Origin of the sequence: Proteiniborus sp. DW1 (genome assembly GCF_900095305.1) — a bacterium.
GTDB lineage: Bacteria > Bacillota > Clostridia > Tissierellales > Proteiniboraceae > Proteiniborus.
Map to the genome: position 1 here is coordinate 53,206 of NZ_FMDO01000056.1, position 13,800 is coordinate 67,005.

A 13,800-nucleotide genomic window follows, 5' to 3' on the forward strand; every position below is an offset into this window, starting at 1 on the left:
ATAAAAGTATTTAAAGCTAATCCTCGCAATAAAGTAAGGATTAGCCTCTATATTTTAATTATCTTTTCATTAATGGATTCCAAACATGATTTAATGTTTCTTGAGTATCTAAACTACTATCGATTAACCCAAAAGTCTTATAGTCATCAATTATATTTGTTAAAGCTATTTCAGTATTTTCATCACTTATAGTCCAATCATATGAAGAAATCATTCTAACAGCTTTGTCAAAGTCTCCTGATGCCCAGTTGTTATCAAATAAAATTTGTGTTGCTTCTTCTAAATTATCACTAATCCAAAATCTAGCTTCTTGTACTGCTTTAGTTAACTTCTTAGCAGTAATCGGATTTTCTTTAACGAAATCTCTATTCAAGGCATATACACAACAAGGTTCAGTCTTGAAGTCTTCATCATATGTTAATGATCTTATAATCTTCAATGTACCATCATTAACAAATTGCTCGGCAAATTGGTCAGATAAAACAACCCCTTGAACTTCTCCATTTTGCATAGATAAAATACTTGCAGAGGATTCTACTTGTTTAAAATTAACTTCATTTGGATTTATATTATCATGGTTAAAAAATCTTAGTGCAATATTATGATCAGAGCTACCTATTCCAGCTGGTATTGCAACAGTTTTACCGATTAAATCAGAAGTATTATTTATTTCATCATTATTTAAAACATATAACGATTTACAACCTGATTGAATTCCAGTAGTAAATATCATGTTTACACCATTTACAGCAGGAACTAAAAGCTGTGCTATATGGCTAGAAGTCATTTGAATTTGATTAGTCCCTACAGCATCGATAAATTGTTGAACATTAACTATTTCAACATCAAGGCCTTCTTTTTCATAAAATCCTAAAGCTTCAGCTATACCTGAAGAGCCTTCACATAATCCTCCACTATAACCAACCTTAATAGTTTTTCCATACATAGGTTCTTTCTTCCAAAGCTCTTCTTCTGATAGTTCTTCAGTTGCTCCACCTGTAGTATCTCCTACTTGTACATCTTTTTTTGGTTCTTGTCCAGTATTACTACTACAACCTGCAAGTACTCCTAGTAATAAGACAAATATTAATAATAATGAAATCTTATTTTTCATTTTTCTGCCTCCTATTTAAAGTTTAAACTTGTCATAATTTCTTTTCTATATTCTATAAATTTATCGCTCATCCTATTTCTCGGATATGGTAAATCAATCTCAATTATTTTCTTTATTTTTCCTGGTCTTGGTGCCATAGTAACTACTCTAGTACTCATATATATAGCCTCATCAACATCGTGAGTTACCATAATCATTATATGCTTGTTTGATCTCCACATATTTAAAAGCTCATCTTGCATATTCATCCTTGTAAATGCATCTAAAGCACCAAGGGGTTCATCTAATAGAAAAACTTCTGGTTCATTAATCATAGTTCTGATTAATGAAACCCTTTGTGCCATACCACCTGATAATTGATGAGGATATGAGTCCCTGAAATCATTGAGCCCAACCATATCAATAAGTCTATCAACTTGATCTTTTTTTGCCCCATATTTTCCTAATATTTTTAAACTAAATGTTACATTTTCCTCTACAGTTAGCCACGGAAAAAGGGTTGGATCTTGAAAAACCATACCTCTATTAGGACTTGTCCCTTCTATAGGCTTGCCTTTAAGTTCAATATTTCCCTGTGTTGTAGGAATGAGTCCAGCTATAAGTCTCAGTATAGTAGATTTACCGCAACCAGATGGGCCCACAATACTTATAAATTCACCATCTTTAATCTCTAGGTTTATATCTTCCAAAGCAACTGTAATACCTTTACTTTCGTTTGCAGACAAGAAGGACTTAGATACGTTTTTAAGTTCCAAGGTAATTTTTTCTCTATCCACTAATTCACCTCCTGCCATTTAAGTACTGTTTTCCTTATTTTTGTAAGTACCCAATTAACAGCTATAAAAATTACACAAATTATAATGATAGCTGCATACATCTTTGAAAACTCTGCCCACGACTTCTGCCAATTTATATACCAGCCTAGCCCTGATTCTACGCCCAACATCTCAGCTACAAGTAAAGCCGTACATGCAGAACTCATCCCTTGAGTTAAGCCTTGAAAAATATTTGGCAATGCAGCTGGAAGAGCTATCTTAGTTACCAAATCAGTATCCTTTGCACCTAAAGTTTTTGCCGCAGCAAAAAAAGACTTATCTACATTATGAATACCTGTCATTGTTGATAAGGTAACTGAGAACCATACTCCTAATGCAATAATAAATACAGCACCTTTAAACAGACTTGCAGCTATGACCATAACAATTGGTATCCAAGTCGTTGAAGGTATAGGTCCAAGTAGTTTTAAGAAAGGAGATATCCAATAATTTGCTTTTTTGCTATATCCGCATAATATGCCTGTTACAAGACCAACTCCAGCCCCAATAAAATATCCTGTAAACAACAGGATTACAGAATTTTTTATGCAGTCTATCAAATAAACTCTATCTGACCATGCTGCATTAATAATTCTATCTACCCACGGAAAATATGGCAGTATTAAAATCCCAGTTTTTAAAGTCAGATAATCATATACTGTTAATAAAAAGAATATGAAAGAATATAATGGAGCTTTATACCTAACCTTTACAAAAACATTCTTCTTGAATAATCCTACAATGTAATAAATTAAGGCAATAAATGTTAATGACCCAATCAAATAAGTATAGGCATTAGTTGATTTATTCAAACCATGATTTGGTACCAACACATATTCTAAAATATGAATCGCCCCAAATATTACTGGTAAGAAAGATATTATATAATCAAGAATTATGTCTAGTTTTGTTTTTGGCTTTGATTCAAGCTCTATTATATCTTCTTTTGTCAACTTTTTTGTTGTCTGCAAAATATCAACTCCTTTACATTTATGCTCTATGAATATTCCTCCCTCCATCATTTTCTATTATTCAATGTAAAATAAGTATGTTAATTACATAACAAACATATTATACATAAATAGCTGTTAACAATCCAATTAGTCTTTTTTATAATTGATTGTCTATAATAAATATTTTCTATAACTAAGTTTGAAGGAAATAATCATACTTTAAATTTCTCTCAGTAGAATAAGTCGGGGGTGTTTTTATTTCTTTCCCATTTTCCAAAATATGACAACATCATCAACTCGTCCCTCAAGAGTCAGCCATGGAGATGTGTTACCACATGCACAAGGTTTATGGTGCATTACCACACGATCAGTGACCCATACCTGATGAATGGCTGTATATAATTATATAAATTCGTCAGAAGAATCTTATCAGACTGTACAAGGTTTGTTATTCTTATCAACAGATTCAACAATCAACCAATCGTCATTGATATGAAACTTTCTTCTTCATTCATTTTTTATATTTTTCACATAACATCATAGCTTTAAAAATACCAATTTTTTTCATTTCAATTTCTCCTTTGCAACTCCATATAACATAAAATCCATATACTCTCTTATATTTTCTCTTTTTGTACATGCTTGCATTTTCTCTTTCATTGGTCTATGATATAATAAACTTAATAAATGATAAGAAGGGAAAAACTTTGACAGAAGGAAAAATATCAAAAAAAATAATATTATTTGCATTTCCAATTTTTTTAGGTAATCTATTTCAGCAACTTTATAATGTAGTAGATTCCCTTGTAGTTGGTAATGTACTTGGTAAGGAAGCACTGGCTGCAGTAAGTTCTACAGGCAGCCTGATTTTTTTGATTGTAGGTTTCATAAGTGGTATATTTGTAGGAGCTAGTGTTATAATTTCTCGATACTTCGGTGCAAAAAACAAAGAACAACTCTCCCTTGCTGTTCATACCGCTATAGCTTTTGGATTTATTGCTGGAATAATAGTAACAATCATCGGAGTAGTATTCACTCCTTGGTTTTTAAAATTAATGGGAACTCCTGATGATGTCTTTGTAGATGCTGTAATATATCTACGTTTATATTTTGCTGGTGGAATTGGAATTGTCATGTACAATACTTGTATGGGAATATTTCAGGCAGTAGGTGACAGTAAACGGCCCCTTTACTATCTGATTATAGCTGCAATTATAAACATAGTGCTAGACATACTATTTGTAGCTGTGTTTGATTTTGGTGTAGGTAGTGTAGCTATTGCAACAGTTATTTCTCAATTTGTCAGTGCAATATTGGGCTTCATGAAGCTTACAAAGGTTGATGGCTATCACAAACTATACATAAAGAAAATAAAAATTGACGGCAACATACTTAAGAGCTTAATAAAAATGGGTTTTCCTACTGGTGTTCAAAACTCGGTAATTGCCTTTGCTAATGTCATAGTTCAGTCAAGTATTAACCAATTTGGATCAGTTGCTATGGCAGGTAGCGGCAGTTTCTCAAAACTTGAAGGCTTTGCATTTTTACCTATTACAAGCTTTAGTGTTGCATTAACTACATTTATTGGACAAAACCTCGGTGCTAAGCAGTACAAACGAGCAAGAGATGGTGCTCGTTTTGGAGTTATAGCTGGTATTTCCCTAGCAGAAATTATAGGTATATTAATATGGATCTTTGCACCTGCTCTAATAGGAATCTTTAATTCTGAACCAGAAGTCATAGAACTTGGCGTTATGCGTTCAAGGATTACTAGTCTATTTTTCTTTTTACTGGCTCTTTCACATTGCTTGTCAGGTATACTTCGTGGAGCAGGTAAAACCAAGATTCCTATGATTGTTATGTTAATAAGCTGGTGTGTTATCAGAATATCCTACATAACCATAATGGTGAAAATAATACCAGACATAAGAGTAATCTTTTGGGCATATCCTATAACTTGGTTTATTAGCTCAGCCACATTTATTATATATTATAAAAGGACGAACTGGTTAGAGGCATGTGACTAAAAAAAGAAAAATGCTGCACATACAGCATTTTTCTTTTTTTGAATAAACTATGTTATTTTAATTAAGTAGCATTAATTACATTATCAAAGTCTAAATCTGCTTTTATTGTATTTTGGACAAATTCCCTCCGCGCTTATTATTAATTATCTATCCATCACAACCAAATCCCGACCATAATTCCACTTTATTCTCAACTTTCATTTTTTATGTACTTCTTACTACATCATAAATAGTTATATCTGAGATAGGTTCATCATATCGCTACTCTTAATATTCTCTTTTTATCTTTCCAAATAATATCTTTCTCCATAAATTATTTTAGGTATTTAGGATAGAAGCCCTTCTGAAAAGTCAAACATAAACTCTTACTTGCTCTAGGTCAATGGTAAAGAAACTTTGTTTAAAACCTTCCTGTTGCCACCTGAACACCTATGGATACAAAAACTACTAAAGTATCTACAATAAACCCGAGAATCATTGGCTTAAACCCAATATCTTTGATATCTCCGAAGCTTGTTTTAAGACCAATAGCTGATAAAGCCATTACCATGCAAAATTTTGAGGTTTTTGAAAGAGTTGATACTAAAATATCAGGCATAATACCTGTACTACGAAAGGCTACAACAACAAGAAATAAAATAATAAAATAAGGAAAAATTTTCTTGAAGTTAATAGATGTACGTCCTTTCACAGCCTCTGATTTTGCTTCTAATCTCTCCGTTATAATAGAAAATATTAATACATATGGAATTATAAACAATGTTCTAGTAAGTTTTACTATAACTGCTGTGTTTCCTGCAAATTCAGAAAAAGCATAGCCTGCTGCTACAACTGATGACGTATCATTAACAGCTGTGCCTACCCACAGCCCATAACCCATACTAGACATACCAAGGGCAATACCAATCCATGGAATTACAACAACCGTAAGGACATCAAATATGAATGTTGAGGAAATTGCATATGCTATATCTTCATCTTTCGCTTTTATAACGGGTCCTACTGCAGCCACAGCAGAACCACCACATATTGCTGTACTGACTGACAATAGATTGGTAAGTTTCCAGTTCATCCCAAACATTTTACCTACTAAGTTCCCCGCACCAAATGCAGTTGCCATAGTAAAGATCATTACAAAAAGTGAGTATTTTCCTACATTTAAAACTTCAGAAAAATTCATATTAACACCCATAAGTACAATACCAATACGAAGAACAATCTTTCCTGCATAACTTACTCCAGGATTGAATCTTTTATATCTATTTAGTATGGGATTCAATGCCATACCAACTAAAAGAGCCATAACAGTAGCACCTATAATATCACCTGGAATTAGACTGCTTAGAAACATTGCAATAACTGCAACACAACCACTAAAAAGCAACCCAGGTGCTAGGTTATACAATTTTTTGAACATAATACACCTCCAAAGTTAATAAAGTTCTAACTTGAATATACCATTTTAATTATATAAAATGAAATTATAATATTTTATATTTATATAAATAAAATTTATATGGAGGCTTAAATGTTAGATAATAGATTACAGACATTCCTCACACTTTGTGAGACTTGTAATTATACAAAGACTGCTGAAAAATTAAATATGACACAACCCGCTGTTTCGCAGCATATCCAGTTTTTAGAAAATTATTATCAGGTGGCATTGATTTCAAGTAAGGGGAAAAACTTTTCTCTTACAGAAGAAGGTAAAGCATTACAGCAATATGTAAGAACACTTAAAGCTAATTCAGAGCGAATCTTACCTTTACTGCACCGCATTAAAAATCAAGTTAAGCCATTGAATTTTGGTGCAACATTAACTATTGGAGAATACATGATCCCACCTATTTTATATCAGATATTTAAAGAAGACCCACAAATTAACATTTCAATGTTTGTAGAAAATACTCTTGTTCTTCAAGAAATGCTTTGGGATGGAAAAATAGACTTTGCCTTACTAGAAGGGCATTTTAGCCAAAGTCAGTTTGAATTTGAATTAATATCCAATGAAACATTTGTTGGTGTTTGTTCTCCTAATAACGAAATTGCATCTAAAACTACTGACTTGGAAGAACTGCTCAGTCAAAATCTTATTCTACGCGAGCCAGGGAGCGGAACTCGTGATATACTAGAACAAGCATTATATAATCATAATCTTAGTATCAAAGATTTTAAAAGAAAAATTGAAATTGGCAATATGAATGCTATAAAAGAGTTGTGTCATCAGAATATCGGTATTACTTTTATGTATAGGGAAGCTGTAAAAAAAGAAATATCCCAAGGATATCTCAAAGAGATTCCAATACGAAATTTCAATATTATTCATCCTTTTAATTTTGTTTATTTAAAAAACTGTCCTGACAAGTCTCAAATAGAATATTGGTTTGAAAGAATAGTCTACTTTAGAAATAGTTAACGTATTTATGTCTGGTTTTTAGGTATTTATATAGCCTATAACAAATGTTTTCTTATATATATTATATACCTTAATAGACCCAGCATCTTAAGATACTGGGTCCAAGTTATCCTTCAACTCATATTTTATATAGTGTACGATGCTCTAGACTTTAAGTTTTGCAACTAATAGTCTTAACCCTTCTGCAATTTCAGCTAAATTTTCCCCAAAGTTTGCTATCTGTTGAATTACAGTGGCTTGCTCTTCCATAGATGCAGATGCTTGTTCTGTTCCGGCTGCATTTTCTTCAGAAATTGCCGATAGACTTTGAATTAGTTCTATGATTTGGTTTCTATGCTCTGTCATAGATTCTGAAGAATGATTAAGCTTATAGATTATAGATTTTATGACATCTATCGCCTCTGCTATTCCATTAAATTTATCTTCTGTCTGTTTCACGCTTTCATTTTGGTCATCAACGATCTGCTTAACTTCATTCATTGTCTCCACAGCTGACTGCGACTTAGACTTAAGTTCATTAATTACTTCATTTATATCACTAGTAAAGCTATTTGTTTGTTCGGCTAACTTTCTAATTTCGTCAGCAACAACACCAAAACCTCTGCCTGCCTCTCCTGCTCTTGCTGCTTCTATTGCAGCATTTAAAGCTAGAAGGTTTGTTTGATCTGCAATACTTTGAATCATAGTACTAGCTTTTTCAATTTTCTCTGCACTTTCATTACTGCTTACTATCATTTGATAAATCTCATATGTAGCTTCGTTGCTTCTTTCTGTCTTTTCAACAAGATTTCTAAGAATTTCATTACCATCCTCTTTTTGCTTTTCAATTGTCACTGCTGCACCATTAAGCTCCTGGATATATTGTACATCTTGCTCAATCAAATTACCTAACTCTTCTATGTTGTTGGCTGTACTTTCAATGTCTTTCGCTTGCTCTATGGCACCTTTGGCAATTTCTTCAACTGCCTTTGCAACTTCTTCTGATGCAGTAGCTGCCATTTGAGATTTTACAGATAATTCTTCTGTCATATCAGCAATGTTTTCTGAGTTCTCCGAAATGGTATTAACCATATGTTTTAGTTCTTCAAGAACATTGTTGTAGTAGTTACCCATCTTTCCTATTTCATCTTTAGTCTTTACTTTAATATGTTGCGTAAAGTCACCTTTAGCAATAAACCCTAGACTATCGACAAATTGTTTGATACGTTTAGAAAAAGAAGAACTATAAAAGGTTATAAATACAAATGCCAACAAAATAATTACTAAAGTAACCATAACTACCTTTCTTATACTTTCGTTTACTGATGAGAATAACTCTGCTGTTGGAGCCATCACAACCAATTTCCAGCCAGTGCTCTCAAGTGTTAAATAATAAGCTTTAAAATCTTTTCCATCTACTTTGACATTTTCTGAACCCTTGTCATTGTTCAGTATTTTATCGGCAATGGCACCAAATTCCTTGTCATCATTAATGGTTTGCTTCATAACCTTATCAGAATCCTTATGGGCAATGAATTGTCCATTTGAATCTAACAGAAATGCAAAACCACTTTTTTCCAGCTTCACTTGCGAAATAATTTCTTGTATCGTTGTCAAATCATAATCAGCAGATACAACTCCTACTATGCCTTTAGCCGTGCTAATAGGTACAGCTGTAGTAATCATTGTGATTCCTGAAGTTTCGTCATAGTATGGGGTTGTCCATCCTGCCCCATTGCCAGCGCTCTTACCAGCAACATACCAGTCTGTACTTGGATAATCATAGTCCTCTACTTCATATTCTTCTGTATATATTAGTGAATCTCCATCCTTGTAAACATATGGTCCAAAATACTTTGTACTACTATCATATGTATATTTTTCAAGCCACAATCCAGAACCTAGTGTGTTAGTATTCAAAGAGACTATTTTCTCAATAATCGCTCTATAATCCGCTTTTGTTAGCTCACTTCCCTTAGCTTCATACACAGAAGCTACTGCTTCTGCAATTTGCCTATGGGCTGTAAATTCATGCTCAATGGATTCATTTATTTCTACAAGTGCTACATCTATTCTTGCTTCTATTTGTCTCTCTAGTCCTTCTTTTGATTCTAAAACTGAAATAGATGCAATCAACACTGTAGCAAACAATATAATGGGAATAAATACAACTAACATCTTTGTTCTGATGCTCATGGAAACTTTAAAAAACTTCATTTTCTTCCCTCCTCCTTAAAGTTTATTTTGTCACCTACTCTTAACTTTTACATCATTGTTACCCTTTGTTACATTAAAATTACTAATTTAAAACATTTAATTTTATTAAGTACATGTTATATTGAATTATTTTCCTTATCAATAGATAGATACAGATTTTTTGCTAAATACTGCTAATTTTCGACAAAATTTGATAACTAAGCAACAAAATTGCGCTAATGCTTCTCTCTGCATAATGACCATGATAATCTACTTTTTTGCCTGTACTACATTTTGTACTACTATAAATAATAACAATAATATGGTAAGTGTTTTCGATATTGATTTACTATATTTCATCTGACTACTTCCAAAATATGATTGTTTTAATTTAATCTGTATTTATAATATATATACCCCTTAGCACCTATCAAATATAATCTATATTATAACTACTTTGATTTTTCTATGCTCATATCCCTATAATTGCTTTCGCATTAAGAGATTTATTGTATTAGGCAAACAATTCTACTTTTGAGCAAGCAATAACCCCCCTAACAAAAATTCCCCTAGACTTATCACCTAGGGAAATAAAAACATATCTACATATTCATTTAAAGTTCTTTTAGCCTTACTATTTCATTCTATTCTTTGTCTAGCATACTGCTATCTCAACATGGCTTAAGATAACAGAATAAATGTCCTTCGAGTGTGTCTGTTCTCGGAAACATATGAAGCCCAAATTTAGTATTATCGGTGCTTGAATACATATCCTCCGTATTTTTGATATTATATAAGCATGATCAATATCTATATGGTACTGTAAGAGCATCAATTTAGATTAAACTACTGTATTCCCGATTTTCTCTCCCATCTTAACTAGTGTTTCTATACCGTTCAACGAATTACACAAAATGTCTTTATCGATGACTATTCTTCCTTTTTCAAAGCAAACAATTATAGTAGATCCTCCAAACTCGAATCTCCCTTTCTCTTCACCGCGTTTCACGCTAGCTTCCTCATGATAATTAACAATCTTACCAACCAACATAGCTCCCACTTCTACAATTAAAATTTTTCCAAAGTTTTCACTATGTAAAATGGTATATTCTCTTGTATTTTCTTTATAAATAGGAACCACTTCATTGGCTACTGGATTTACAGTATGAAAAACACCTTTTATTCGATAGTTTTTCGATTTTTCTCCATTATCAATATAACAATATCTGTGATAATCATCAACTGTTAATCGAAATAATAGTAGTGTACCATCTTCATAATCATCAGCAAGTTCCTTATTTTTCAGTAAACTTTTTAAAGTATAGGGTGTATTTTTAATTATAAAATGAGAATTCTGAGTTATATGATATACACTTAATTTACCATCACAAGGAGAAATCAAGTGGTTAGGCAGATAGGCAATTTTACGTTGGTCTTCTTTAATCTTTCTTGTAAAGAAATCATTGTAAGAAGTGTATACACGCTCCTCATATTCCTCAATATTAATTTTATATATTTTTATAAATAAAGGTATTAGTATTCTTGAAAAGGAACTATTTAATATAACTCCTGATATATTTGAAACCCATGGTTTTATCAGTTGGTTCAGCAATACTCTTCCAAACTTATTTTTATATAGAAATTTAACTATCTTATTTTGTACATTGTTTTGCTTGATTGTATTGCCACTGCGATCCATACATTTCATTCGCTATTCCACCTATTGCATAATTCATGAATTAATGCTCCCTCTTGTACTGTTCTATGCTTAATACCATAATCTGAACACAGCAGAATAATTGATACTATGAAGGCCACAATTATTATCAGCAAGGAAAGCTGCTTACCCGTTGGTTTCCTTAGCCTAAAATTAAGAATAAACAATGTAGCCACAATGAAAAGCATGGCTAACAAGACCCATTTAAATGCATGCGCTGGAATAAAAAAGCTCAAAAGAAACACAACAGGCAGTATTATAGTTATTGAAGTAATGGGAAGTCCGTAATAATATTTATTGGCACCATCTTCTTTAATCTGCCTATTTGTTTCAAGTACATTAAAGAATCCAAGCCTTATGACGGAACAAACACAGTAGTACCCAATAACGATTCCGCCCAAGATTCCTCGAACCCCCAGAATATAGCATATCACTGTGGGAAATACACCAAAGCAAATCACATCGCATAACGAATCTATCTGTACCCCGAATAATTTTTGGTCATCAGTACGTTCTTTTTTTGTCCTTGCTATCTTACCATCAAACACATCACAGAGTCCTGATATTGCAAGGCAGACAATAGCAATTCTAAACTTTCCATCAATTGCCTGTGTAATACCAAACACTGAACACAATAAGCTGATATATGTAAGTATAACCGTATAATCATAAAATCCTATCATTCTTCTATTTTCCTTTCACTTAGTCTCCCTATCTTAAAAAATGCAACTATCGTAAAAATTGCACTTAAAATCAGTTCTGTATAGTAACTAAGACCTCTACTTACTATCATAGCTGGTAGTGTCACAGTTCCAAAAACAGGTGTAAATATTGATAGAAACAGCTTCTCACTAATACCCATTCCTCCTGGAAGCGGAAGCATGTCAACTGCAACTGATATCATTCCTTGCAGGACAACAATAGTAATAAAGCTTGTCTCATTAAGCCCAAATGATCGATAAGCTAGATATGTTACACCAAAAATCAGCATTCTTTGAATTATTGTTATTATAAAAACATTACATATAACCATTTTATGCGTTCGAAAATATAAGGCGATATCTTTATATTGCTTCATGGCTGATTTTATTTTTAATAAATAATGGTCTTTTCTTCGAATCAAATGTAGTCTTCCGAATAGTTCAACTAAAAAAATAAGTTGATTTTTTGCCATCGTAGGATGAAATACAAGAAGTAGCATAATCCCCACACAAAGTACATTTAATAAAAGTCCAAGACAGCAGATACCAACTATTGGGCTTAAATAGTTCATTATTTCAGTCGGTCGGACAACCAGAATAACAGTACCTAAAGCTACCAATACCACTTTATAAGTGATGGTAACAATCATAAGAATCAGTGTAGCTATAGGTATTGGTATCTTATCTTTTTTCATAAAATAAATCTGAGCAGGTTGTCCTCCTGTTGCTGATGGTGTAATACAGCTAAAGAAAAAACCAACGAAAGAATATAAAAAGCAATGGATTAGATGAACTTTTTGATTAATAGAATTCATCATATAAAATATTATAATCGATTCACTACCTATAAAAAAGATCACACATAAAACAGCCCACAGCCAATATCTAGTATTTGTACACTTAATAGTTTCTAGAATATTGCTTATGTCCTGATTATGAAATATGTAGTATAAAGTAATGGAAAAGACTATAATTAAAAATAATGTATTTAAAATAATCTTTCGTTTACTCATCGTAATTACTTGTCCTAAAAATTCTTTCATTTGCCCAGAGAAAAACTTTCTCAATACTTAAGTATATTTGAGTATGACATGCAATATAATAACATAGTTCTGCAATCAAAATACCTCCAGCTATATCTATCAGGTAATGCTGTTTTGTAAATTGAGTTGATAAGCACACCAAAATCGCAAATATACAAGAAAATGCCTTATACCAAAACGGAACTTTTTTACTGCTTCTAATACCAACAAAGCAAAACCAACTCATCAAACAATGAATGGATGGAAAAAGGTTACTTGGCGGATCCATGTGATAAACGAATCTCATTAACCAACTAAATATATCGTTTCCAGGTACCATGGGCCGTATATTTGTTGTTGGTAAAATCACAAAAAAAATACCGCATATTAATCTTGATAATATATCAGCAAAAGCAAATCTAAACCATTTTTCTTTTCCTTCATGAGTTATTAGTATATAATTGATTACCCAAAAAATATAGCATCCAAGATAGATTATCACCCATTCCTTTATAAATGGGATTCGATTATCTAACTTAGAAGTAAAATCATAATGTTTTTTTCCCTCCATAATAAATTGAGTTCCCCAATAAACAAAACCATTTATCGAAAAGCAAACTATTAGCGAGAGAATTCCATATTCTGGGACCCAAGTACCAATGGTTTTTCTATAATGTTTTCTTAAAATTGATTTACTCATAATAATTACCCATAACTCAATATTTATAATTAAGCATTAGTATACCAGATCAGTATACCATATTTTTGCTTTTAATTCAATCATTTATGTCAGAGCGTCCTGAAAGCTTAAGATTTCTCTCCGCCCCTATCAGGAAAAGCAAGGATTTTTACCCCTT

At 32.2% G+C, this 13,800-nt stretch carries 11 protein-coding genes; 2 read left to right on the forward strand and 9 right to left on the reverse strand.

Annotated features, from left to right (window positions below; all coding sequences use genetic code 11):
* Positions 1-58: 58 nt before the first annotated feature.
* Genes DW1_RS13715 through DW1_RS13725 form a run of 3 tightly spaced genes read right to left on the reverse strand, consistent with a single transcriptional unit; the run spans position 59 to position 2,900 of the window.
* Positions 59-1,114: an ABC transporter substrate-binding protein gene (locus DW1_RS13715; protein WP_074351378.1), complete on the reverse strand. Its 1,056-nt coding sequence runs from the start codon at positions 1,112-1,114 to the stop codon at positions 59-61.
* A gap of 11 nt (positions 1,115-1,125) precedes the next feature.
* Entirely contained in the window at positions 1,126-1,890 is a 765-nt protein-coding gene (locus DW1_RS13720; protein WP_242942504.1) for an ABC transporter ATP-binding protein, read from the reverse strand.
* The gene (locus DW1_RS13725; protein WP_074351380.1) at positions 1,890-2,900 is read right to left on the reverse strand and encodes an ABC transporter permease; all 1,011 of its coding nucleotides are present in this window, start codon (positions 2,898-2,900) and stop codon (positions 1,890-1,892) included. The genes DW1_RS13720 and DW1_RS13725 overlap by 1 nt, the downstream gene beginning before the upstream one ends.
* A 689-nt stretch (positions 2,901-3,589) precedes the next feature.
* Between DW1_RS13725 and DW1_RS13730 the strand changes: the two genes are divergently transcribed.
* Positions 3,590-4,909 (forward strand): MATE family efflux transporter, encoded by a 1,320-nt coding sequence (locus DW1_RS13730; RefSeq protein ID WP_242942505.1) that lies wholly within the window; start codon positions 3,590-3,592, stop codon positions 4,907-4,909.
* A gap of 400 nt (positions 4,910-5,309) precedes the next feature.
* Here DW1_RS13730 and DW1_RS13735 read toward each other — a convergent pair whose 3' ends face one another.
* Complete coding sequence (locus tag DW1_RS13735) at positions 5,310-6,326, reverse strand: YeiH family protein (RefSeq protein WP_074351382.1); 1,017 nt, start codon at positions 6,324-6,326, stop codon at positions 5,310-5,312.
* A 111-nt stretch (positions 6,327-6,437) separates the two neighbouring features.
* Between DW1_RS13735 and DW1_RS13740 the strand changes: the two genes are divergently transcribed.
* Complete coding sequence (locus DW1_RS13740; protein WP_074351384.1) at positions 6,438-7,328, forward strand: LysR family transcriptional regulator; 891 nt, start codon at positions 6,438-6,440, stop codon at positions 7,326-7,328.
* Positions 7,329-7,472: 144 nt separating this feature from the next.
* Here DW1_RS13740 and DW1_RS13745 read toward each other — a convergent pair whose 3' ends face one another.
* The 5 genes from DW1_RS13745 to DW1_RS13765 form a co-directional block, all read right to left on the reverse strand.
* Complete coding sequence (locus tag DW1_RS13745; RefSeq protein ID WP_242942506.1) at positions 7,473-9,524, reverse strand: methyl-accepting chemotaxis protein; 2,052 nt, start codon at positions 9,522-9,524, stop codon at positions 7,473-7,475.
* A gap of 820 nt (positions 9,525-10,344) precedes the next feature.
* The gene (locus tag DW1_RS13750) at positions 10,345-11,211 is read right to left on the reverse strand and encodes a phosphatidylserine decarboxylase (RefSeq protein ID WP_074351386.1); all 867 of its coding nucleotides are present in this window, start codon (positions 11,209-11,211) and stop codon (positions 10,345-10,347) included.
* Entirely contained in the window at positions 11,208-11,903 is a 696-nt protein-coding gene (locus DW1_RS13755) for a CDP-alcohol phosphatidyltransferase family protein (protein WP_074351388.1), read from the reverse strand. Before DW1_RS13755 ends, DW1_RS13750 begins: the two co-directional genes overlap by 4 nt.
* Positions 11,900-12,964 (reverse strand): lysylphosphatidylglycerol synthase transmembrane domain-containing protein, encoded by a 1,065-nt coding sequence (locus DW1_RS13760; RefSeq protein ID WP_347499845.1) that lies wholly within the window; start codon positions 12,962-12,964, stop codon positions 11,900-11,902. The genes DW1_RS13755 and DW1_RS13760 overlap by 4 nt, the downstream gene beginning before the upstream one ends.
* Positions 12,927-13,643, reverse strand: a complete 717-nt coding sequence (locus tag DW1_RS13765; protein WP_074351390.1) for a phosphatase PAP2 family protein — start codon at positions 13,641-13,643, stop codon at positions 12,927-12,929. The genes DW1_RS13760 and DW1_RS13765 overlap by 38 nt, the downstream gene beginning before the upstream one ends.
* Positions 13,644-13,800: the final 157 nt, after the last annotated feature.